The organism is Fictibacillus nanhaiensis, from assembly GCF_049537595.1.
Classification (GTDB): Bacteria; Bacillota; Bacilli; order Bacillales; family Fictibacillaceae; genus Fictibacillus; species Fictibacillus nanhaiensis_F.
Genome location: NZ_JBMULM010000006.1, coordinates 98,594 through 120,591, shown reverse-complemented (window position 1 = coordinate 120,591; position 21,998 = coordinate 98,594). Strand labels below are relative to the sequence as shown.

General features: G+C 38.8%; 21 protein-coding genes, 3 pseudogenes and 1 riboswitch. Of the genes and pseudogenes, 9 read left to right on the top strand and 15 right to left on the bottom strand.

Translation table 11 applies throughout. The features are described 5' to 3' along the window. Positions 1-31: 31 nt before the first annotated feature. Together ACOZ9X_RS19435 and ACOZ9X_RS19430 are read right to left on the bottom strand one after the other, a co-directional pair. Positions 32-409: a hypothetical protein gene (locus tag ACOZ9X_RS19435; RefSeq protein ID WP_423419624.1), complete on the bottom strand. Its 378-nt coding sequence runs from the start codon at positions 407-409 to the stop codon at positions 32-34. Positions 410-744: 335 nt separating this feature from the next. Further along, on the bottom strand, positions 745-1,302 hold the full coding sequence (locus ACOZ9X_RS19430; RefSeq protein ID WP_423419623.1) for a GNAT family N-acetyltransferase: 558 nt from the start codon (positions 1,300-1,302) through the stop codon (positions 745-747). A gap of 257 nt (positions 1,303-1,559) precedes the next feature. Here ACOZ9X_RS19430 and ACOZ9X_RS19425 point away from each other — a divergent pair, with 257 nt between their 5' ends. Further along, positions 1,560-2,384, top strand: coding sequence for an MBL fold metallo-hydrolase (locus tag ACOZ9X_RS19425; protein WP_423419622.1), 825 nt, complete (start codon positions 1,560-1,562; stop codon positions 2,382-2,384). Between the two features lie 77 nt (positions 2,385-2,461). Here the strand turns inward: ACOZ9X_RS19425 and ACOZ9X_RS19420 are convergent, their stop codons facing one another. From ACOZ9X_RS19420 to ACOZ9X_RS19385, 8 genes and pseudogenes are all read right to left on the bottom strand, one after another. Next, complete coding sequence (locus tag ACOZ9X_RS19420) at positions 2,462-3,460, bottom strand: histidinol phosphate phosphatase domain-containing protein (RefSeq protein WP_423419621.1); 999 nt, start codon at positions 3,458-3,460, stop codon at positions 2,462-2,464. Further along, positions 3,450-4,253: a DeoR/GlpR family DNA-binding transcription regulator gene (locus ACOZ9X_RS19415; RefSeq protein ID WP_423419620.1), complete on the bottom strand. Its 804-nt coding sequence runs from the start codon at positions 4,251-4,253 to the stop codon at positions 3,450-3,452. The genes ACOZ9X_RS19420 and ACOZ9X_RS19415 overlap by 11 nt, the downstream gene beginning before the upstream one ends. Next, on the bottom strand, positions 4,250-5,257 hold the full coding sequence (locus tag ACOZ9X_RS19410) for an ABC transporter ATP-binding protein (protein WP_423419619.1): 1,008 nt from the start codon (positions 5,255-5,257) through the stop codon (positions 4,250-4,252). Before ACOZ9X_RS19410 ends, ACOZ9X_RS19415 begins: the two co-directional genes overlap by 4 nt. After that, the gene (locus ACOZ9X_RS19405) at positions 5,254-6,045 is read right to left on the bottom strand and encodes an ABC transporter permease (RefSeq protein ID WP_423419664.1); all 792 of its coding nucleotides are present in this window, start codon (positions 6,043-6,045) and stop codon (positions 5,254-5,256) included. The genes ACOZ9X_RS19410 and ACOZ9X_RS19405 overlap by 4 nt, the downstream gene beginning before the upstream one ends. 8 nt (positions 6,046-6,053) lie before the next feature. Then, a complete protein-coding gene (locus ACOZ9X_RS19400; RefSeq protein WP_423419618.1) occupies positions 6,054-6,902 on the bottom strand; it encodes an ABC transporter permease in 849 nt (282 codons plus the stop codon). Between the two features lie 19 nt (positions 6,903-6,921). After that, entirely contained in the window at positions 6,922-7,746 is an 825-nt protein-coding gene (locus ACOZ9X_RS19395; protein ID WP_423419617.1) for an alkaline phosphatase family protein, read from the bottom strand. After that, a complete protein-coding gene (locus ACOZ9X_RS19390; RefSeq protein ID WP_423419616.1) occupies positions 7,736-8,830 on the bottom strand; it encodes an ABC transporter substrate-binding protein in 1,095 nt (364 codons plus the stop codon). The genes ACOZ9X_RS19395 and ACOZ9X_RS19390 overlap by 11 nt, the downstream gene beginning before the upstream one ends. A gap of 361 nt (positions 8,831-9,191) precedes the next feature. Next, positions 9,192-9,461 (bottom strand): annotated as a pseudogene (locus tag ACOZ9X_RS19385) (permease); the annotation flags it as partial. Between the two features lie 77 nt (positions 9,462-9,538). Between ACOZ9X_RS19385 and ACOZ9X_RS19380 the strand changes: the two are divergent. After that, a complete protein-coding gene (locus ACOZ9X_RS19380) occupies positions 9,539-9,979 on the top strand; it encodes a hypothetical protein (RefSeq protein WP_423419615.1) in 441 nt (146 codons plus the stop codon). A gap of 110 nt (positions 9,980-10,089) precedes the next feature. Then, the gene (locus ACOZ9X_RS19375) at positions 10,090-10,551 is read left to right on the top strand and encodes an SMI1/KNR4 family protein (protein ID WP_423419614.1); all 462 of its coding nucleotides are present in this window, start codon (positions 10,090-10,092) and stop codon (positions 10,549-10,551) included. 256 nt (positions 10,552-10,807) lie between these two features. Here the strand turns inward: ACOZ9X_RS19375 and ACOZ9X_RS19370 are convergent, their stop codons facing one another. Further along, complete coding sequence (locus ACOZ9X_RS19370) at positions 10,808-12,226, bottom strand: S8 family serine peptidase (RefSeq protein WP_423419613.1); 1,419 nt, start codon at positions 12,224-12,226, stop codon at positions 10,808-10,810. 234 nt (positions 12,227-12,460) lie between these two features. Between ACOZ9X_RS19370 and ACOZ9X_RS19365 the strand changes: the two genes are divergently transcribed. The 3 genes from ACOZ9X_RS19365 (at position 12,461) to ACOZ9X_RS19355 (ending at position 14,852) form a co-directional block, all read left to right on the top strand. Continuing rightward, positions 12,461-13,927, top strand: coding sequence for a methyl-accepting chemotaxis protein (locus ACOZ9X_RS19365; protein ID WP_423419612.1), 1,467 nt, complete (start codon positions 12,461-12,463; stop codon positions 13,925-13,927). 238 nt (positions 13,928-14,165) lie between these two features. Next, on the top strand, positions 14,166-14,411 hold the full coding sequence (locus ACOZ9X_RS19360; RefSeq protein WP_423419611.1) for a hypothetical protein: 246 nt from the start codon (positions 14,166-14,168) through the stop codon (positions 14,409-14,411). Positions 14,412-14,555: 144 nt separating this feature from the next. Continuing rightward, entirely contained in the window at positions 14,556-14,852 is a 297-nt protein-coding gene (locus tag ACOZ9X_RS19355) for an AbrB/MazE/SpoVT family DNA-binding domain-containing protein (protein WP_423419610.1), read from the top strand. Positions 14,853-15,107: 255 nt separating this feature from the next. Here the strand turns inward: ACOZ9X_RS19355 and ACOZ9X_RS19350 are convergent. Next, positions 15,108-15,365 (bottom strand): annotated as a pseudogene (locus ACOZ9X_RS19350) (YolD-like family protein); the annotation flags it as partial. Between the two features lie 483 nt (positions 15,366-15,848). Here ACOZ9X_RS19350 and ACOZ9X_RS19345 point away from each other — a divergent pair. After that, a complete protein-coding gene (locus ACOZ9X_RS19345) occupies positions 15,849-16,298 on the top strand; it encodes a hypothetical protein (protein WP_423419609.1) in 450 nt (149 codons plus the stop codon). A 1,232-nt stretch (positions 16,299-17,530) separates the two neighbouring features. Further along, positions 17,531-17,992: pseudogene (gene radC / locus ACOZ9X_RS19340) on the top strand (RadC family protein); the annotation flags it as partial. A gap of 82 nt (positions 17,993-18,074) precedes the next feature. Here radC and ACOZ9X_RS19335 read toward each other — a convergent pair. Genes ACOZ9X_RS19335 through ACOZ9X_RS19325 form a run of 3 tightly spaced genes read right to left on the bottom strand, consistent with a single transcriptional unit; the run spans position 18,075 to position 20,506 of the window. Next, on the bottom strand, positions 18,075-18,458 hold the full coding sequence (locus ACOZ9X_RS19335) for a hypothetical protein (protein WP_423419608.1): 384 nt from the start codon (positions 18,456-18,458) through the stop codon (positions 18,075-18,077). A gap of 23 nt (positions 18,459-18,481) precedes the next feature. Further along, entirely contained in the window at positions 18,482-18,856 is a 375-nt protein-coding gene (locus tag ACOZ9X_RS19330; protein ID WP_423419607.1) for a carboxymuconolactone decarboxylase family protein, read from the bottom strand. A gap of 18 nt (positions 18,857-18,874) precedes the next feature. Continuing rightward, positions 18,875-20,506, bottom strand: a complete 1,632-nt coding sequence (locus tag ACOZ9X_RS19325; protein ID WP_423419606.1) for a thiamine pyrophosphate-binding protein — start codon at positions 20,504-20,506, stop codon at positions 18,875-18,877. Between the two features lie 67 nt (positions 20,507-20,573). Continuing rightward, positions 20,574-20,659, bottom strand: a riboswitch (cyclic di-GMP riboswitch). A gap of 304 nt (positions 20,660-20,963) precedes the next feature. Between ACOZ9X_RS19325 and ACOZ9X_RS19320 the strand changes: the two genes are divergently transcribed. Next, positions 20,964-21,098, top strand: a complete 135-nt coding sequence (locus tag ACOZ9X_RS19320; RefSeq protein ID WP_423419605.1) for a putative holin-like toxin — start codon at positions 20,964-20,966, stop codon at positions 21,096-21,098. The last annotated feature ends 900 nt before the right edge of the window (positions 21,099-21,998 follow it).

Sequence of the window (21,998 nt, the reverse complement as noted above, 5' to 3'; positions counted from 1 at the left end):
TTGCATAAAAAATATTCGTTTAATAGATTACTTAATCCCACCAAACAGCGTAAACTTTGTAACCCGATAACAAACCTGGGGCTTGCGGTGGCACACCAAACGCGTAACCCTCATCTATTTCAGTGGGTTCTAGGTCTTTCAACCATATTCTTAATAACGATTCTTCTACGGCTGTTAATACATAAATCCGTTCCATGATTTCGACAAAGACATCTTGTACAGAACTTTGATCCCTAATGTTTCGTAGTAAATCATAAAACGTTTTAAGTCCAGGATGTCTTATTAAATTACATCCAATTGAACTTTCATCTTTGTTTCCTTCAAAGAAGTCTTCCAGCGTAACAATGGGAGCAGTCTTAGCATTTGGATACCCTTGTGCATAGATTTTCTCTTCTAGAAATTTTCTCAAGAAGCTCTACCTCCTCATACATGTTTAATGGTGTTTATAGCAAAACTATTGTCTCTTTATATAGATATAATGAGAAATACTCCATAGCTAGTTATAAGCAAGTAGATCATCGTTAGTATTAAACGTGTAAGATCAGATCCTAACTTTATGTAGTATTTATATGTAAAATAAGTCACGATGACTGAAAGAAAAGGACTATAAGCAAAGACAGAGGCATAAAGAAAAGCTCCATATTCCATGGAGGATGGATATAGGAATGAAGAGATCCATCCAAAGAACATCCACCAACTGATCAAGGATGAGATGATAAGTATGAAATGTTTCATTAACACCCTTTACTGTGAAGGAACCAGACTTTTGAAATAATCTTCTTTTGTTATAGAGTAATACATACTCGTTACTTCTCTGCCGTCTAAACGATTGAGAATGGTTTTCTTGTTAAATCGATAAGTGAACCCGCACTTCTCGTTCACTCTTCTTGAATTGTGGTTGTAGTCATAATGGCCGCACCATATAAGATCGAGGTCCAACTCTTCAAAGCCGTGTTTCAACAAGCTTTTTACCGCTTCCGGAACCAAGCCTTTTCCCCAATAGTCAGGGCTTAATACATAACCGATCTCTTTTTGTTTTAAATATGTAAGGTTCTCATCCGGTGCTCTCTCATGCAGACCGATTCCACCGATCACTTTATCGGTATCTTTTAAAACGATCGCATACGAATCGTTACTTTCAATAAACATTTGAATGATCTCTTTGCTTTCTTCTTCATTAGTATGAGGCTTCCATCCAGCGTTAGTGCCAACACGTTCACTTTTGGCATATTCGAATAAATCTCCACTGTCCGTGATGCGCCACTCACGAAGCAACAATCTTTTCGTCGAAATATGCTCCATGTCGTTATCCCCTTTTTTATATTTTTACAAGTATAAGACAATAAAAGGGAAAAAGGAATAACTATCTTGTCTGCCCAGTTTTTTTGTTTTTTCTGTTACTATCAATGATATTTTATATCACAAAACATCATACAAATATGTTGTTATCATATATGTTGTTATAAACATATGTGTGAATCTAAAACGTACAAGCATAAAATTTCTATAAATTTCCTTACGTGCTTATAATCTGAGTTAGAGAGAAAGGGGGAAATTTTATGCATAACTATATTTGTGAGACGTGTGGGGTTCAATATGAGAGTTCTCAACATGAACCCACTTCATGTTCTATCTGTCGAGAAGAAAGGCAATATGTGAGTTCAAAAGGGCAATTCTGGACCACTTTAGAAGATATGGTTGCGAGTGGTACTTATAAAACGGAAGTGAGTGTCGAAGAGGAAAATCTCTATCGTGTTCAGACGAGTCCGAGTTTTGGAATCGGCCAAACCGCGTACCTTGTTAAGGGTCATGGGTATAACGTGTTATGGGATTGTGTGAGTTACATAGATGAAGATACGAAAGAAGCCATTCAGCAACTTGGGGGTATCGATGCGATTGCATTATCCCACCCTCATTACTATTCGACTCAGGTGGAATGGGCAGAAACTTTTGATGCTGCTCTCTACATACATGAAGATGATAAGAAATGGGTAACGAGATCGAGTGAAAGAATCGTTTTTTGGTCGGGTGACACGCTCGAACTCAGTGAAGGAATCATCCTTCAGCGGATCGGTGGTCATTTTGAGGGAGGTACCATCCTAGAATGGAAGGACGGAAACCACCAACAAGGTGTCCTTCTTTGTGGTGATATTGTTCGAATCGTAGCGGACCGGGATTGGGTCAGTTTCATGTACAGTTATCCTAACTTTATCCCGCTACCGAGTGATACGGTAAAGAGGATCGCTTATCGCATGGAAGAGCTCACTTTTACGCGCATCTACGATGCGTTTAATCGTGTGATCAAAGAAGATGCTGGAGAAACGGTTCAACGTTCAGCGAAGAGATACGTTGATGCACTAAACGGAGTATTATTTCATACGTAAGAAACTGTTGAAGGTTATAAAAAGGACAAGGATGAATAAATCCTTGTCCTTTTTTCTATTGGGAGTAATTTGACTAGTTATTGTATGGGTTTCATGATCCTTCTTCTTTTATCGAAGGTGACAAGTTCTTTACATCCTAATTTCTTTAAGGTGTTTACGTTATCTGAAACGTGCTTCCCTAGATCATCTGGAAAATGAGCATCAGAGGATAAAGTAAATAGAACGCCTTTATTAACAAGGACTGATAAAAAAGATGGACTTGGACACATCTCTTTCACCGGATAGCGATAGAAGAGACCTGCATTGATCTCGGTTGCTGTGACTGTTTCAACTAAAGCATCTGCGATTTGATGATAGAAAGGGACTAGCTTTTCTTCATCCGGCCGATGATTGAAAACCTTTAGATTATCAAGATGCGCTACAAAATCAAAAAGGTTACTCTTAATCGCCATCTCGACTACTCCAAAGAACTCTTCATACGTTTTGAGTAGGTCTAAACTCTTGAATCGGTCTTGTGTTTCCGGGTTATCAAAACCCCATCCGTTCAAGAAATGGACCGAACCGATGACATAATCCCACTCTACAAGAGATAAAAGTTCTCCGAGCTCTTCCTCACATCCAGGGAAATAATCACTTTCTATACCCAATCGGAGGATAACCCCTTTTTCTTCCCAGCGTTTCTTTGCCTGATTAATAGCAGTAACAAACTCGTATATGGATTCTGTCATCACCTGGTTAAGCCACTTTTGTTGAAGAGGTCCGATCTCCGGAGAAGTAACATCCATATATTTTTCGTAGTAAGACCGGGTTTCATGGAACCGGTAAAGATGGTCGACGATACCCACCTCTTTGATTCCCTTATTAAGAGCTTCTTCAAGATAGAGATCGAGCCACTCTGCTGAATAACATCCTTTGTTTAACCTGTTATTGATTCTGGCTTCCGCTTTTTTTAACCACTCCATTGTATGTGGTTTTTCTTTTATTGGATGAAAGTGATCTAATGCTAGGTTAGTACGGTCTAGCCATCGAAAAGAATACGGCCCTTCTTCTAGGTGTAAATGATAATCAACTTTCAATGGATACTGCCTCCTCTGCTACAATCCAATCTATCCCTGTCTCTTCAATACACTGATGCCAGCCCTCAATAGAGGAAACATCCGTGATTATATGATGAAACTGCTCAAGGGGTGCAATCACAGAAAAGGAGTGGGTGTCAAACTTTGAATGATCAGCTAGCAAATAACTGCTTTGGGCAATCTCAATCATCTTCCTAGAAATTAGAGCTTCCTCGTTATCATAATCCGTTACAACATCCATAGAAACTCCACCACATGAAAGATAAGCCTTATCGACTCTATATTGTTCTAGAAAAGCAATAGCCATAGAACCTGAAACCGATTGTTGAGCAGCGTTCAAGGTTCCACCGATTAAGATCACACTACCTTCAAACCTTTTAGTAAAAAGAGAGTTGTTCAAGACGTGAGCGGCTGCCATCGAATTGGTTAATACGGTAAGTTGTTTCACACCGTTGATGGCTTTTGCAAGTTCAAGCGTAGTAGTTCCACCGTCAAGGACGATGGTTTCGCCATCTTTAATAGTGGAGGCTGCTTTTTGACCGATCTTCCTTTTTTCATGAGCGCTTGTGCTCTGTCTTTTTGTAAAAGGTGGTTCATAATGCATGCTAGCAGATTTAACCGCTCCTCCATGCACACGTTTTAAGATACCTTGTTGTTCTAATTCATCTAAGTCTCTTCTGATCGTCTCGGGTGTTACTCCAAACTGATCCGCTAATTGAGTAACAAAAACTTTTCCGTTTGTCTCGAGTTGATTTAAGATTTCAAACCGTCTTTTCTCTGAAACGATGTTCATGTTAGTGGAATCACATCCTCTTTTGAGAGATAAAGGGTTTTAACATCACCGCTCTTCGTATACTCTTGACTTCTATGCAGATGTTCAGCCGAAAAATGTTGGGTGCCCGTTCTTAACTGATACCGAACAACATTACCTAGTAACGATACTTTCTGTACTTCACCTGTAACCTTAATGGCGTCACCGTGAATGTTCGTTTCGGTAAATGCTTCAGGGCGAATACCAAATAGATTTCCCTGGAATCCAGCATCAAAACCTATAATCTGTTGAAGCTCGTCAGCATGCAACACGTTATAATGACCCATAAATCTTGCAACAAACTCACTGTTTGGACGCGTATATATCTCGACAGGAGAGCCACTCTGCGCGATCTCTCCATTATTCATCAAAAATATACGATCAGAAATCGCCATTGCTTCTTCTTGATCATGAGTGACGAAAACCATTGTGATCCCTAGTTTTTGTTGGATGTCTCTAATTTGATTTTGAAGTCTAGCACGAATCTGTGCATCTAAAGCACTCAAAGGTTCATCTAATAGAAGAACTTTTGGTTCTACCACAAGGGCTCTAGCCAACGCTGCCCGTTGTTGCTGTCCCCCCGATAGCTCACGTGGATAGGAACGTTCCTTTCCATTTAAGCCAACAAGGTCTATCATACTTTTCACTTTCTTTTCAATCTCAACTTTGTTCAACTTTTTCATTTTTAAACCAAAAGCAATATTATCTTCTACTGTTAAGTTAGGAAAAAGAGCGTATGATTGGAAGACCATACCTACTTCTCGGTCCTTTGGATTCATCGATATGACCTCTTTGTCATCAATCACAATTGATCCATTGTCTGGATCGACTAACCCTGCAATTGAGCGGAGGAGGGTTGACTTCCCACATCCACTCGGGCCGAGGAGGGTGACGAGTTCACCTTCTTCAATGGATAAAGAGAGTTCATTTAATACTTTTACTTCACCAAAGGCTAAAGAAAGGTTGTTGATTGTTAAAAAACTCATACGATCGGCTCCTTTTTCTTTAATTTCAAGGTTCCTCTACGACTAAACCTAACCATGATCCAGCTCAATACGAGAAGCAATAAGAAATATGAGACGACGATAGCACTCGATAGGTGTCCAGATTCTCTCAAGCGTCGGTACAAATAGATCTGAATCGTTTCAAAACTTCCTCCTACTAAGATATTGGCAAGTACAAACTCACCGAACAATACAGAAAATGATAAGAGTGAACTTACCATAATACCAGGTGTTATGTTCGGTACAATCACTTTCCAAAAAGCTGTACTTCGAGAAGCGCCTAACAATTCAGCTGCTTCTACAAGTGTTTTTGCGTTTACTGTTCTTAAACTATTTCTAACACCTTGATACATAAAGGGAAGGATAAGAACAAAATAAGATCCTGCAAGAACAATGACCATCGGTAGGCCACTCTTTGAATAAATACTTAATAACCCAACTGCGGCTACTACTCCTGGCATAGCATAAGGAAAAAGAACGATGGTCTGTAACCATTTTTCATATTTGGGAGCATAAACCGTAATGGCGAATATAGCAGGAACCATAATTAAAATAGAAACGATCATCGTTCCTCCAGTAAGTTGGATCGTCCGCCATAGTGCGTCTATAAAACGTGGATCGTTATATAAGTCTACAAACCATTTTAGTGTCAGTCCTTCTGGAAGAATCGTCTCGTTCCAAGTTGTCGACAAAGAATAAAGAAAAGTAGCTAATAATGGAATAAATAAATACAAAAACGTAATCGTTACAATGATTTTATGGGTACGCATGTTTTCCTTCACGCTAGATCCCTCCTTACAAGGCGCATCAACCATTCATTGATCAGAAGTGCGATAATCATCGAAACTCCTAAGAATACGGCTAGCGCACTACCTAATTCAGGTTGTGCGAAAATATCACCTGATATCAAAGCTCCGATCCTTATCGGAAGGAGGTTAAAATTACTCCCTACAAGAGCATAAGCAGTCGCATAAGCTCCCATCGCGTTTGCAAAAAGGATACTAAAGGTTCCGGCGATTCCTGGTAAGATGAACGGAATGCCGATCTTCAACCAAAACTGCATACGAGAAGCTCCTAATAAGGTTGCTGCTTCTTTCCACCTTTTTTCAATACCAAGATAGATCGGGTATAAGAGCATGATAGCTAGCGGAATCTGAAAATAGATATAGATAATGACTAGTCCAAACCAAGAATATAGATTAAATCCTTGAAGAAATCCGATGCTTAGCTCGTTAAACAATATCGTAAATAATCCGCTTGTCCCTAGTAGAACAATGTAAGCAAAGGCCAAAGGGACCCCAGCGAAATTTGAAGTCATATTCGCCAGTAACAACAAACGTTCTTGAACTTTTGGTGAGAACTTTGTAAACGAATACGCAACGAATACGGCTACTAGTATACCGATCAAACTGGCAGTGAATGAGATCAATACCGAATTTCCTATTGCCTGTAGATAAAATTTATTTGTAAAAACTTCAGTGTAGTTGAATAGAGAAAAACCGGCCTCACCATTTTTTTTAAAGCTTGAGATGATCATCGCAATGAACGGAAGAAATAAGAAACCAATAATCAAAACAAAAAAGGGTGTTGCGGATAACCATAGAAATCCATTTATTTTTTTCTTCATCTGTTATAACCACCTTACGTTACTGATTCAATAAACCAGGAAGTTCAACCTTTATCATCTCTTTAGAAGGAGATATCCCTAACAAGTGACAAGCCAATGGTGCCAAGTTCAACTGTCTGACCACCTGATCATAATCATCAGGTCGTACTTTGTCGGAGATCACGAGAAGAGGAACATCCCTAACATCATTCAATGTTCCACCGTGGTCACCGTCATCGTTCATGCCATGATCGGCCGTAATAATAATCTGATAACCGTTTTCTATCCACTGAGGTAAGATATTAGCTAGTATAATATCCGCACGAATGGCTGAACCTCTGTACTCTTTAGAGTCTGCTGTATATTTATGTCCCGTATCGTCAATGTTCATAGAGTGAACATATAAAAAATCAGGTTGATACGTTTCCATTAGATAATGTGCGTCTGCAAATAAATGAGAGTCAGGATAATGATCTTCTGAATAAAAAATACCATGTTGAATGGTTCTGTTCTCGTCATTTTGGAAGCGATCGGTTAACTGTACAAAGGGTGCTTTATTGTATAATTCGCTTACCCAATAGTAGGACGCTGTTGCGTTTGTTAAACCGTTCTTTTTAGTTAAATGAAACAGACTTTCTTCTTTTGATAAACGAACTGTCTGGTTTGTTAATATGCCATTTTTATGAGGTAGAGTACCAGTAAGCAAGACCTCATAAAGAGGTCTTGACATACTTGGTACTTCAGATTTAACCAGATAACGAGCAGCTTTTTTTTGTTCGACTAGGTGGCCTAAATAACCCATCTGTTCAACGGCTGTTTTGTATTGAAGGCCATCTAACATGATAAACGCTAGTTTATTTGACATTGATGAGAACCTTCTCTTGCCACATCTGTGGCAGTGATTTCATCGTTTCATCCCATTTTTTCATATCTTTAACGGGCTTTGCATTTTTGTACATATCTTCTGGCAACAGTTTACTTTTCGCATCTGCTGGGATTTCTACATTTTCTCGTATCGGTCGTGCATATCCACGTGCAAGGTTTGCTTGTCCTTCGTCAGAGAGAATAAATTCTCTTGTTAACTTAGCTGCATTAGGATGTTTTGCGTCCTTATTAATGATGGTTGTATAACCACTAACAACGGAAACATCTTGAGGAATCGTAACTTCAAAACGGTTTTTATCAATTTGATCACGATAACCAAGGGAATTGAAATCCCATAAGATCGCGACGTCTACTTCTCCTTTTTCTAAGTTCGCAACCGTAACATCAGAAACAGAAAGTCGGTTATCTTTCGCAAGTTTAGAGAAATACTTAATTCCTGGCTCAATATCGCTTTCGTCTCCTCCATTGGCCATTGCTGCAGCAAGAACTGCAAATTGTGCTTGGTTTGCTTTCATAACGTCTCCAACAGCTACTTTATAATTACCTTTTTCTAAATCTGCCCATGACTTTGGAGGATTCTTTACACGGTCTTTGTCCGTAATAAACGAGATAGTACCTTGGTAACTTGCAGCCCAATGACCTTCTTCATCTTTTGCCCATTTTGGGATATCGTCCCATGTTTTTGTTTTATAGGGTTGAGTCAGTTCTTTTTCTTTTGCAAGAGGTCCAAATGATAATCCTACATCCCCAATATCGGGTCCCCCTGGTCCAGCTGATTCAAATTTTGCTAACTCTTCAGCACTAGACATGTCAGTGTCCTTATGATTTATACCGTATTTTGTTTTGATGTCTTTCCATGTTTCAATCCAGTTCGCCCAAGAATCAGGCATACCTACACTGTCAACTTGGCCTTCTTCTTTCGCCTTTTTTGTGATCTGCTCTAAACTTAAATTTTGATTTTCTTGAGTCTTGTCTTGATTATCATTACTCTGACCGCAGCCTGCTAAGAGTGAGATGGACAGCAAACCCGCGATGGATGTTTTTGCAAAGTTGTTCAGTTTCATTTTGAAACCCTCCGTGTTGTTTTTATGTTTGAATGATGTTGCTTTTGACAATTTGATTCTACAAAACAAAAGTGAAAACAAAATTAATGAGAAGTAAGGATTTTGTAAATTTGTATATCAGAATTGTAAATATAAAGGATAGTATGTATTACAACTTGAAGAAATATGTTGTGATGGATTATTTTCTCGACAGTAGAGTGTATAGGTTGAGGTTTCGAGGATGTTAAAATGGCGTGTCAAAGTGTTCTACAATAGTGGAGAGTTTGGAAGTACTTACAAGATTAAATACAATCTATACTTAAGTGGTTTTTCCATGTTTGAATTCCATTAGTTTTAAGGTGTAGTTCTTTAGATAATGTCCTTAAATATCAATTGTTCTTTTATGCTGAAGAAATTTATCTTGTGTAAAGGTCTTTTCAAATAGTATCCCTGTCAGATAACAGAATAGCAGACCAAAAGTAATATGAAGAAGGGTGAACTTCGCTCCAAATGATGTGAACTCATAGATAAGGACGGGTAATTTCACAGTGCACCAGGCACCTAAGAAAAACACGATATTCCGAACACCTGCTCCTTTCTTAAGTAGAAGTATGGCAATCGGAAAGGCGAAATAAAGAGGACCAGCCGCAAGTAAGAATGTCTCACTCAAGGAGGAATTTCTTTCTGTGAAGTTGAATCTCTGTAGACGTAGGAAGAGGTGAGGAGATTGTGAGTATAGGAAAAGATGTTATCTATAACAAGGCTTTTCTAGAAAGAGGTATGAATCATGTTGTTTTATGGGATATTCAAAGAATAACTCATGAACAGATCATCAAGATTAAATTTCTTTCTAATCAGTCAAAAAACAGACAGGGAATATGGCTGAAAACGGATAAAGGAATGAGTATACCTTCACTCGGAAGTGAGATCTATAAGAGTGTAAATCTATGGGAAGATACAGCTCCTAAGGAAATACAGATTCAATGTTATACAGATGATGGAAACTTACATATCTACAACATATGGGATGAAGGCGATGGAAAAGAATCTCAAAGCTATTCTTCAGGGATGTTAATCCAAGAAGAAAATGGTGTTTTAGTTTATCAATGCAACGATTATGGATTTGAGACAAACTTTAGCTCTTTAGTATTTTCGCTCGAAAAGCTTTGAAATATGTTCTTATATCATTGAGAGAAAAATGTTTAAATACTATAAACGTTATTCCAAATATATACTTTAAGATTCAGAAATCTGTCATTTATAGAGGGAGAGACGAACAAATGAAAGTGCATCAAGCTTTTGACATCATAGAGAACCATGCAGATGAAGGGGATTTTATAGGAGAAATTGAAGAAGAGATGATCGTTGCAGCTGAAACTGATTTGAAAGTGATTTTTCCTAAGAGCTATAGATTCTTCTTGAAACGATATGGAGCAGGAGATATCTTTGGCGAAGAGATTTTTGGGCTTGGGCTTGAAGAGAGCGGAATACCTAGTATGCCTTGGATCACCAAAAAGTTAAGAGAAGAGGAAGGGTTACCGAACTCTTTAATCTGTGTTTATTCTACAGGATATGATAATGAATATTATTGTTTAGATTGTTCAAACGTTAAGGATTCAGAAGGTGATGGAGCGCAAGTAGTCTTATATGTTAGTGGGCTAGCAATGGATGAACAGAGTTTTGAAGTTGTAGCGAAAGATTTTGGAGAGTTCTTATGGAATACATTGCAAGAGTCTATGTAATGTTTTCACCGTATCGAAGAGAATTCAAAAGTAAAAAGGTTAGCGTGGTTCTTGATTCTCGCTTACTTTTAAATGAGTAAAACAAATACTATAATAGAGTTAGAACTTGCATAAACTATAAAAAAGTAGGTGCAATTTATTTCATTATAAAGGTGTAACGCACCTAAAAAAGACCAGACTCTTAAGTCTGGTCTTTTAACATCTTTTAATCTATGGATATTTTCCCCTACAATTAATCGCTTAATTAAAAGCTTTATTAACGTGTTAGAGCATTATAGATATTCGCTTCGCCAGATCCATAAAGAGGATCTTGTCCGTTCTTACCAAGGTCTACAGCGGTCTGTTTGAGTGCAGCTTGTACTTGAGCAGGAGAGTACTCAGGGTGCTCTGCTTTAATGACTGCCGCAATCCCCGCTACTTTTGGTGCTGCCATACTCGTGCCGTGTAACAACGCGTATCCCTTTAAGTTACTCGTTGGATTCGGTGCAAGATAAGTCGGCCATGTGGATAACGTACGGTACAGAAAATCACGTTTGTTCAAATAGTTTCCTTTAGGGTCCTGACGATACAAGCTATCATAAAGAGGGCCGTTGTCCCCACCAGGTCCTGCAACATCTATTGAACTACCATAGTTCGAATAGAACGCGATTGAGTCTGTCGACCATTTATTCGAAGAAGATACGGTTACAACACCTGGGATCTGTGCTGGAACGACACGTGAAGGTCCTTTAATATCTAGTCCGTACGTTTCTTTCCAATACGCTTGCATATCATGAAGACTGTTTAGGTTACGCGAATCGTTTCCTGCAGATACGACAACAGTAACTCCTTTTTGTGTAGCATATTGAACCGCACGTTGGTACGCGACCATCGAAGCGGAATCTCCTTTTTCTCCTAAGTTATGCGCCATCCAGCGCCAGCCACCGATACTCATGTTGATGACTTCTACTCCATCGTTCGCAGCAGCGACGATCGCATCTGTGATCCACGATTGTTGAGCTCCACCCGTTGCTCCGAATACTCGGTAAGCTCGTACTTTAAGTTCAGGACCGACTCCGAGAACTTTACCGTTTGCGGCAATTGAACCTGCCACATGTGTTCCGTGACCGTTCTTATCCCATGCATCTGTCGTGCCTGGAACGAACGTTTTACTGCCAGCGAGGTCAGCGTTCGCTTTTAAGTCTGGGTGATTAAAATCTAGTCCCGTATCGATCACACCGACGACTGTATCGTGGTTCCCAGGGTTAAGATCATGAGACTTAAAATTGTTTGTGATCCTTTTCACATCCCATTGGTAATCATAATAGTTTTGGTTTGGGTTGTTCCAGTCCGGTTGAGGGATAGAAGTGATAGGGAGGCCGTCTGCCGGGTTCACATCATCTTCTAAATAAACGGACAGCTCCTTATCGGCTGCTGATAGATTCGTATCTTTCTTTATATCTGTTAAGAAATCAGGGTCAGAAGACGTTACCTCTACTACACCGATCTCTTCAATCACACGTTCGATCGAGCCACCTGCAAGTTTTACTTTCGCTTCAACATCTGAGGGGACTTTGCCTTTATAAGCTAAAAGATAATAAGAATGGTTTTCTTCTGCTTTAGCAGGAGAACCAACACCTGCTAAGAGTGAGAGAGATAAAGCTGAACACATCGAGAGTACTGTCAACTTCTTCATAAACATTTCTCCTTTATATGTATGGTTGGTAGATGAAATCTACCATTACTTGCTAGATAAAAATAACATAAACGTTTATGAGAATCTTGTCGCTTTCTGTGAGTGGTATATATATATTGTTCGACATAAGCGTAACGTTAAAATATTTTAAAGTGGCTTTTATTTTCTATAAATTTTCCTTCATCTCCGTCGATATAAAATCGCATGCACATTATAGTGGAAGAGGGAAAGATTATGAGTTCTATAGAGCAACTCAAGTTAAGTGATATCAAGAAGAAGAACATCTTGTTGTTTGTTACATTTACGATTTCTATCCTTGCGGCGGCGGGGAAAACCATCGTTTACGCAGATTATAGTCGTACTGTCTTTTATGGATCAGAGATTCTTGCATTTTCGGCATTATTTTTATCCATTACATTTATCTTTAAACGCTATCATCTGTTTCCTGTGTTGAGCATTTTTTTGATCTATGGGTTCAGTATGTCTTCGATCTTTATATTAGGAGCTACGAAAGAGATCGTTCCAGTATTATTCGTCTTATTACTGATCTCTGCTATGCATTTTAATCTCATCGTTTTCTTGATCGGGTTCACGCTGGGATTGACTTCACTTTTCATTACAAGAGCACTAACAGATCTAACAAAGGAAGATCAACAGTTCATGACTGCATCTATGATCGCGTTTGTCTTGATGAGCATTATCCTTTTTGTCATCATCCATCTAGTCAAACGTCAATATGAGCAGTTAGAAAGCTTCATGCTAGTGACGGAAGAGCACGCTAAGAAACAAGAAGAACAAAAAGACTTCTTGGAAACGAGGGTGAAGGGGATCATCGGTAACCTAGTGAGAGTAAACCAACAGGTTCAGAATAGCCTTGCTTCACAAGAAGAGATGACGGTTGCGATCAATGAGGTATCGGCGGGTAGTCTTTCTCAATCCGAACAGATCGGTGATATATCAGGAAACGCTCAGCACACCCTTGAAGCGATGGAACAGTTATACACGGTCTCTTCAGAGTTGAAGGAAGAGTCATTGAACGCTTCAGTCGTAGTGGATGAAGGGTATCAGAAAATGAATCACATGAACCAAGAGTTACAGAGTCTGAACGACATCATCATTCAGATGAACGAAACGTTCAAAGAACTCACACACACGATTCAAGAGACGAACAGCTTTACGGGTACGATCAAAGAGATCACGGATCAAACGAACCTACTTGCTCTTAACGCTTCGATTGAAGCAGCTAGAGCGGGAGAGGCAGGAAGAGGATTTGCGGTCGTCGCAGACGAAATCCGTAAACTCGCAGAGATGAGCAGTAAGACAACGGATAAGATTAACCATAACTTAGAACGATTGAATCGGAACAACACGAAAGCGCTTGAAGGTATGGATATGAGCGTATCGTTCCTTACACAAGGACAACGTTCTTCCTTAGAAGTTACGGAAGCTTTCACAGATACAAGAGTTGTTTTTCAAAAGATGAACCATCATGTTCATACGCTTATTAACGTTGCGGAGGGTGTAAGAAATCAAACGATCGGTGTAGAAGGGTCGACGAGTGAACTTGCGGCGGTAATCGAACAGTCAACTGCTACTCTAGAAGAGATGGCTGCTACGGTGGAAACACTAACAACTGATAACCGGTCGATCGCACAACTGATGGAAGAAACGACAAGACAATCGGAAGACATCATTGAATAATGATAAAAGCTTGTAGACCTAAATAGGTCCACAAGCTTTTTTTATTTTCTCTCTTTCTTCTTTCTCTTTAGTCTAATCATTCTCTCATAAGACGTGTAAAGGGATGCTTCTCGCTAACCGCTTTTAAGCAAAATTTGTGAACTTTTATAAAGCCAAAATTTACACAAACTTCTTGTCCCTTGACACCTCTTTACGTGCCATGATTTTCTCTTTCTCATCAAAGAAGGGAGAGATCGAAATGAAATTGAGAATCCATGAAGTGAAACTAGAAGATTATCAGCATCTAAATGATGAGATCTTACTTCAAAGAAGCAAAGAGATTGCTCGAAAGCTCACTAAACTTCTAGGGTTGATGTGGGAGTTAGAGGGATCAGAAAGAGAGAAGATAGAAACAGAGATGGATAGACTCGATATAGAAGACATGAAGATTCATGCGGTGCTTAGCGCCAGAGAGAACCGTCCTGATAACGAACATCGTTATTAATGATAGATGCAGCAAGGATTCTTGTGGGTCCTTGCTGTATTAAAAGGTATTTCAAGAGAAGGAGTTTTTGAGTAAGATATGTAATTACACAATAATATTCCGATATATAGCTTAGATAAATAGTGGTGGAGGTGTTTATTTTAAGTGGAACATACAGACATGTTACGAAAAGTAGATAGATTAGGAAGAATCGGGATTTCTGTTAAGCTTAGAAGAGAAATGAACATTGAGATGTATGATGATATAGAGATATTCCTAGAAGATGACTTTGTTATACTAAAGAAATTTCATGCTATTAGACCATGTTTGATCACAGGACAAGTAAGAGAAGGAAATCTGGAGTTTGCCAATGGCAAGATTGTTTTAAGTCCCGAAGGGGTTAGAGTGCTCTTGAAAGAACTGAAAAAATGCACATCAAATAAAAATAACATTGTTTTATAATTCAATATTAAAATCAGGGTTAATAATGAAATATACTATGTGTTATATTCTTGTGTATTCTTCTTCACTTGCTGGTAGCATGCGATTAAAGACGTTAAAGTCTATCTATTGATAGATATGTTCTCATGAAGATGATGATAAATGCGAGAGTTTTAGTGAATTGTATAGGATATTATTCTTATTTGATAGCTTTTTGAGGCAACCTTGATCTGTTCCCTCAAGGATGCCTCATTTGTGTCTTAGTAAAAGATATTCTTAGATCGGCTCTTCTACTTTATCTAAGCATTTCACTTCAGAAAAAGATACAAACTCTACGTTATCATTCATGTCCAGTATACGAAGCTGCTTATTATAAGTATCCATATAATGAATATAACCAGATAGGGAGATCAACCGTTTATTCTTATAGATCGTAAACATGAGTGGTATATGGTATTCCATAGACTCTAACATCACTTCGTTCATTTCTTCCATCTGTTGCTCATCTAGAGTGGGCTCTGGCACGTCGTAAAAATTCTTCGTGTATGTATCTTCTGAGCTCTTTCACATGTTCCGGTAGCATCAAACTCGTCCACTTGATATTTACTCGATCACGTATCAAATTAAATACCTCCTTTGCTACATATTATATAGGAACGTATGTTCTTTTTGGTCGTAAATATTTTCTTTTTTTAATATTAAAAGGGAATTGTCAATGTTAGTTGATATTATTCTTTCTCCTTCAACAGTCCTTACTTAAACACCTTCTAATAAAGGTCGATAATAGAGTGGAGTGATAAATCACAGAAGTAGTAACAATGCAGATAAAGACCTCCAGGATGATCCCACGTCTATGACCGTTATTGCGACAGAAGAAGGCAACAAGTCGAGCCACCAAAAAATATTGCACCTATTGAAGAGTCACAAGGTCTATGGATGATTTTCAGAGTTAACGATCCAGTTTTCTTTATAAATAAACATGATTTTGAACTTATAGTAGAGTCGAGGCTAGGAAAGATGAAGAAACGTACTAGAGGAGAAGAGAGGTATATCTCACACGTTTTCAAAGCGGTTTTAAATAACGATCGTGAGCTGTTGCATGGATTATTTCTCATTCATGGTCAATATCATGCTATTTCCTTTCAACATGAGTCTTACATACAGAGTCATCCCATCGTAAAAGATACTCATTGTGTCTGTTTAGTGGGAGGGGACGTAATTAACTATCTTCATCTCAAAGCAGGAGAACATGATCTTTCCAGATTGTATGTAAAACGTTATCTGTCTAAGTTGGTTCACGATGCTGAAAAGTTAGCCAAAGAAGCATTTGAAGAATACGAAAACGAGTATATTAGAAACTTCATCAAGTTGTTAAATAAGAAAGACACGACACTCTCTTACTTAGAACAACTGAAAAATAAAATCCTAAAGCAAATAATAGAAGATGATATTGAAGATACTCAGTGATAATTCGTGAACAAACGTGTTTGTTTGCAATTTCACTGACCCCGATGGGGGTGAATCATGATCATGAGAGGGGGAGAGCGTATTCTCCCCATTAGGTTTTGTTTTGCATTTATAAAGGTAATCGAGCTGGGTTTGCTGAGTACGAAAAAGTATATCGGCAAGGATAGTATCTGAATTAAGCTGACTACATGTAATAGAGTATATAGAAATGATTCACGTTATAAACTTTTTATAAAACCTCACACTCCAGTTTTGAGTATTTTTCTAATGTTTTCTGTAATAGTTGCAAGCCTCATTATGAATCTTTGGGTATACATAGTAAGTGTAGGATTCCTGATCGCAGTTGTCGTCTTTCTAACAAAGCGTTCGGATGAAATAAGAAGATTCTTTTTTTTCATTTGGTTTGTATACTTTTTCGCATTTTTACTTCTTTGTGCTGGCGGTGGGGATGCTCCCACAACCAGTGTTAATATGGCAGGCGTTTTGTTAATGTCTGTGTTTTATTTTCCTATAGCGGGGTTCGTATTTCTCGTTATCCCTTATTATCAAGTAAAATGGATGTTGTATGAAGAACAAAGGTCGTTCAAAAGAGCATGGTCATATGTGATATTTGGCTGGATGCTTTTCCTAGTGCGATGTTTGGTTACAAATATCAGGAAATCAAAAAAACATAAACTTATTATCAAGTGAAAATCAATGCATTTATCAGTACACCACTATCTCTGCAGTAGGGAACTCGGACGAAAGTAGTTCTTCTGCACGTCTCCCTACTGTTACGGGAATATATGGAACTAGTGTGCATGGTGAATGTTTGAAAACCCAAGAACATTTTAGAGCTTTATTTAAAAATAAAAAGTGGGTCATTACCGAAAGATTTGACTCTAGTATTCAATGATTTTTGATATACTTTTCTTACAAACACCACCCCGGGGTACAGCGCGCGGGTTTTTTTGTTCTAGAGTAAACACAAGTCATAAAAGCAATGTGAGGGGAGGAAAGCATTCCCCTTTTTATAGTTAAACGGTTGTTTAAGAAGAGGGTTCCAAGTAAGAGCCCATCTTTTCCTCTTTGTTCTCCTCATTGTAAGTCTTCACTCATAAGAGAAGTAAAGGGATGCTTTCCGTTTCACTTCAAGCAAACTTTGTGAACTTTTTTCTTCATAAAAACTTGCACAAACTTCAGAGTCCCTTGACTCTCTTTTCGTAAAAACTTTAACGCTTCTTCAAACAAAGAGAGGAGCTGTTAAAGCTATGGAGAAAATGTATGAAATTCAACAGATCAAACAAGTGATCAAAGAGGTCGAGGGAAGTGAGAAACACATCGTCCGCTCACCCATCGATGCGGCTGTAGTCGCAGCAGAAATCATCGGAGACGAAGACAGAGAAGTGTTTCTCGTGATGTGTCTCAACACAAAGAACCGAATCGTTGCGGTCCATCGCTGTCATGTAGGATCACTTGCTGCAAGCATCGTTCATCCTCGTGAGGTGTTCAAGTCATCCATTTTGAACAATGCGATGTCGATCATCGTGTCTCATCAACACCCATCAGGAGACACGACACCGTCAAGAGAAGACATCGAAGTCACAAGACGTTTGATCGAAGCGGGAAAAGTGCTTGGCATCGAAGTACTAGATCATTTGATCGTGAACGCGCACGCTGAATATACAAGCTTAAAAGAAAAGGGCTATCTGTAAAACATATGAAGAGGAAAGAGCGAACTTCGTTCTATCCTTTTTAAAAAAAGCCCTCCTACATGAGTAGGAGGGCAAATAGTATTTAGAACGGGAAAGATGTAAGGTTGATGAATGCGAGTGCTTCTTTCTCATCCATAAAGGCTTTAACTTTATCAGTTGTTCCTGTGTTCTTCGAGATGCGGTTGATCTGCATCTGTTGGATGATATCTTTACATATCACAACGTTCTTCTCAACGTTTTGAGCGACAACGTCCATCAAATCAGACCAAACCTGTTGTACATCTGGTTTATAAGGTCCGTTAAGTTCTCGGTTGTCCACGATAAAGAACTTGATGCTAGGGCTGCTTACTTCTTTCTTAACTCTTTCAGAGATCTCTTTTGCTTCTTCGATCGTGATCATCGTAGTCGTAGCTCTCCAATAAAAAACTCCACTATGTATCTTTGTTACCGCTTTAGTTGCGTTCATCTTACATTCCTCCAATTTTTGTTTTATTCTACTAATCCGTTCTCAACAAAGATCTCATGTGCAGCATAAACCGCGTTGATCGCTCGCGGAAAACCTGTATACGGTGCCGCGTGAAGTATGATCTCAAAGATTTCTTCTTTCGATAGCCCTGCATGCAGAGCTGCATTGATATGAAATTTAAGTGCAGATTCTGTGTTTCCTTGAGCGATCAGGATCGATAGGGTGACGATTTCTTGCTGCTTCAGATTGAGTACGTCGCGTTCATATAACTCTTTATGAAGCTTTGTGGCAAGATCACCAAGGTCAGGGAAAACCTCTTTTAGATCTTTCATGATCGATACACCCTTCTTACCAGAAAGGTTCTCAAGACTTTTCATCTCTTCTGTTTGTGTTGACACTTCCTTCACCTCCTCGGTTTACCCTCTTTGTAAAGTAGGTGGGATCTCTTCTTGGTTTACCATGACTTCAATCACGGTCGGGCCTTCTTGATGGTTCAGTCCACTTTTTACAGCTGTTCTTAACTCTTCTAGTGTCCAACACTTAAAGGCGCGGGCGCCCATGGCTTCACTGAACTTCTCTACATCCAGCTCTTGTTTAAAACGTGTCCCTACCGCTTTACCCACATTCTTAGACATCCCTTTATCAACCATGTCTAATCGACCGTTGTTGAAGATCACAAACAGTGTTGCCGCTCCAAGATCAACGGCTGTAGATATCTCATTACCATGCATGAAGAAGCAACCATCGCCCGCTAGACAGACGATCGGTTGATCCGGTCTACTCACTTTCCCTCCGATACTGTAGCCGATTGCATGTCCCATCGCTCCAAACACATCATCAAAATAAAATGAACCAGGAACGGGAAGAGAGAGGTGCTTGATCGCATAAAATGAATGGCTACCATCATCACCAAAGAATACCGTCTCACTAGGTAAAGATTCTCTTAGTGTTAAGATGATGTCTTTTGATAACATCCTATCGGTCGTTTCTCCTTCTTCAACGCTTGTCTCTTGAAGAATCTGAGGCCGTGGACGAGTATTTTCTCCGTTCCATACACTCAACAAACTTCTCACGTTACTTGCCGCATCTCCGAGGATATGATGCGTTTTAGCTGGAATCGATTTTCCGATGAACGTATGATCATAGTCAAAATGGATAATGGTCTCTGGATAACGAGAAGGATCCAGACCGACGATCGACATGTCTGATAACTTAGAACCGATCACGATCACAAGATCACTTTTCTGAGTTAGATAGTCTGCCGACCGATCTGATCCTCCAAGTCCGAACCCATCTAAAGAGAGTTCATGGGTGGTCGGGAACGTGCCTTTTCCACCTGGTGTCGTCATCACAGGGATGCTGAAAGCTTCTGCCAACCGTATGACTTCTTCGTATGCATGTGAAGCGTGTACACCTTTTCCTAATATCATCACCGGACGTTCTGACTGTTGAATACTTGTTAGAGCATCTTGAAGCGACTCTATCGTCGCAACCATCTGTGGAGCTTCTTTCGGTTGCAAGACGAAAGGTTCTATCTCTTCTAACAAGACATCCATCGGAATGGAGAGGTGAACAGGTCCTTTTACGCCATGAAGAGCTTTTTCGATCGCATGTGTAAAGTAGCTCTGAAACGATTCCGCACGGTCGACTCTTGCGCTGAACTTTGTGACGGGTTCAAACATCTTTACTAGATCGGTACCAAAGGAAGTGGAGTCCTGTCCGAATGGTCTTCCGATGTCTTTAGAAGAAGGTTGTCCAGTTAAGAACAACACTGGTAGATGCCACGCTTTCGCTTGTGCAGCAGCTGTTAACAGATTGGTCCCACCGGGTCCAGAAGTTCCGATAGCAACACCGATCGTCTTATTCATGAGAGAGTAACCAGAAGCGATGTATCCAGCTCCACCCTCATGTCTAGTTAGATTGAAAGGGATTTTTTGTCGATCAAGTTCCAGTAGAATCGGTACGACGGCTTTACCAGGAATACCAAATGTATGTTCAACTCCTAAGTTTTTTAAGTTCATCACAAGAACGTCTGCAATTTTTTTCATGGATGTATCTCCTTTGTTCATAAAAAAACGACCTATTGAGTAGCACAAAATAGGACGTTTTAAAACGTTGTGCAACCCAGCCATCTTAGCACTTCTGCTTTAGATCTGTAGGCTTTGCGTCCCCGTCTTTCGGCGGGTTTGCCTTATTCTCTTTTTTATGTGGATTCCAGCTGGGGAGTTGGAATTACCATATGTACAACTATCCTATCGGTGTGAAGAACGGATTTATTAAGTTATAAACTGTAATAAAATATTTCTGAAATTAAATAACATTCTGTTTAATATATGTAAGTCAATAATATTATCATCTTTAATATATACTTATATGTATATAACCACATATATGTTGTTGTATATCAGGTGATATATGAAATGGTAAAGAAAAAGGGAGGTGTGACAATGAATTTGAAACAAAAGGGAGGACTTCTCTATGATATAATGTAGGGAACAGCTACATATGCAGGGTGGGCAGTGGCAATCCCCGGTAAGAAAGGGGGTGTCGCTGATGGTTACTGTTTCTGATGCACTAACACTCATGATCTCTTTTGCAACACTGATCGTTGCAGTAATCGCGGTTACGACAAAAAAGTAACCCACCCTGCTGGCCGCTGGTGATAGGTTACTTTTTTGTATCTCTATTTACTTAAAGCCACTGCACTTCTTGCAGAATAGCTGTTATGGGGGTATCGGTTGGTGGCCGATGCTCCCTTTTTATACTATGTTCTATCTAGGTCCATTATAAACCTTATATATATGGATTACAATAAACTGTAGTTCATCATCTTACAAATTCATATCAAGACGCGCAAAAAATATATACTCTATATAGAGTTATCATTATGTTCGCTAAATATTGTTTACTTTTATAACTCGTAATCATCTAACCAGGGTAATTTTAACATATACGTATATATCATTTTTGATCTAAAAACTTGGAACTGGTTCTTAATTGCTACAAATTTAGTCATTTCTAAAAATACTTGATTACAAATCGCATAGTCATTTTTCTTGAATTTCTCAATATAAATATTAAGCTTTATTAGTTGATGTTTGGGAGAATACAGTAAAATAACAAGGTTTTATTTTATTTTTGAGGGGTATTATACTATAAAAATGATTTTGAAGGTGACAAGATATGCTTAAAGATTATGAGGTCATCCTGTTTCAGAGGGAATTAGATCAATTAATCAAGATATATATGTCATGTAACAGTTCAAGTTTGAAACAGGAAATAATTACCCAAATACAGCATTTGAAAAAAGTTCTTGAAGTACAACTTAAGCATGCTCAATAGCAATAGGAGAACCTGACTTTAGTAAGTTAGGTTCTTTTTTTATGATATCACTCAAACTGAAGTTCAAATTGAAATATATTTAACGTTTTTTTATATTACAAAATGAATTACTTCTTGGTTTTATGGTCTAACATGAACAATATTATGAGGATGGGTCAATAATAAAGCCAGTTTTAAACTAGATTAAAATAGGCAGCA

Excerpts from the sequence above, each read along its gene's own strand:
- ACOZ9X_RS19430 (WP_423419623.1), bottom strand. The coding sequence starts at position 1,302 with ATGGAGCATATTTCGACGAAAAGATTGTTGCTTCGTGAGTGGCGCATC.
- ACOZ9X_RS19425 (WP_423419622.1), top strand. The coding sequence starts at position 1,560 with ATGCATAACTATATTTGTGAGACGTGTGGGGTTCAATATGAGAGTTCT.
- ACOZ9X_RS19415 (WP_423419620.1), bottom strand. The coding sequence starts at position 4,253 with ATGAACATCGTTTCAGAGAAAAGACGGTTTGAAATCTTAAATCAACTC.
- ACOZ9X_RS19410 (WP_423419619.1), bottom strand. The coding sequence starts at position 5,257 with ATGAGTTTTTTAACAATCAACAACCTTTCTTTAGCCTTTGGTGAAGTA.
- ACOZ9X_RS19405 (WP_423419664.1), bottom strand. The coding sequence starts at position 6,045 with ATGCGTACCCATAAAATCATTGTAACGATTACGTTTTTGTATTTATTT.
- ACOZ9X_RS19400 (WP_423419618.1), bottom strand. The coding sequence starts at position 6,902 with ATGAAGAAAAAAATAAATGGATTTCTATGGTTATCCGCAACACCCTTT.
- ACOZ9X_RS19395 (WP_423419617.1), bottom strand. The coding sequence starts at position 7,746 with ATGTCAAATAAACTAGCGTTTATCATGTTAGATGGCCTTCAATACAAA.
- ACOZ9X_RS19390 (WP_423419616.1), bottom strand. The coding sequence starts at position 8,830 with ATGAAACTGAACAACTTTGCAAAAACATCCATCGCGGGTTTGCTGTCC.
- ACOZ9X_RS19375 (WP_423419614.1), top strand. The coding sequence starts at position 10,090 with ATGAAAGTGCATCAAGCTTTTGACATCATAGAGAACCATGCAGATGAA.
- ACOZ9X_RS19370 (WP_423419613.1), bottom strand. The coding sequence starts at position 12,226 with ATGAAGAAGTTGACAGTACTCTCGATGTGTTCAGCTTTATCTCTCTCA.
- ACOZ9X_RS19365 (WP_423419612.1), top strand. The coding sequence starts at position 12,461 with ATGAGTTCTATAGAGCAACTCAAGTTAAGTGATATCAAGAAGAAGAAC.
- ACOZ9X_RS19360 (WP_423419611.1), top strand. The coding sequence starts at position 14,166 with ATGAAATTGAGAATCCATGAAGTGAAACTAGAAGATTATCAGCATCTA.
- ACOZ9X_RS19345 (WP_423419609.1), top strand. The coding sequence starts at position 15,849 with ATGAAGAAACGTACTAGAGGAGAAGAGAGGTATATCTCACACGTTTTC.
- ACOZ9X_RS19335 (WP_423419608.1), bottom strand. The coding sequence starts at position 18,458 with ATGAACGCAACTAAAGCGGTAACAAAGATACATAGTGGAGTTTTTTAT.
- ACOZ9X_RS19325 (WP_423419606.1), bottom strand. The coding sequence starts at position 20,506 with ATGAAAAAAATTGCAGACGTTCTTGTGATGAACTTAAAAAACTTAGGA.
- ACOZ9X_RS19320 (WP_423419605.1), top strand. The coding sequence starts at position 20,964 with ATGCAGGGTGGGCAGTGGCAATCCCCGGTAAGAAAGGGGGTGTCGCTG.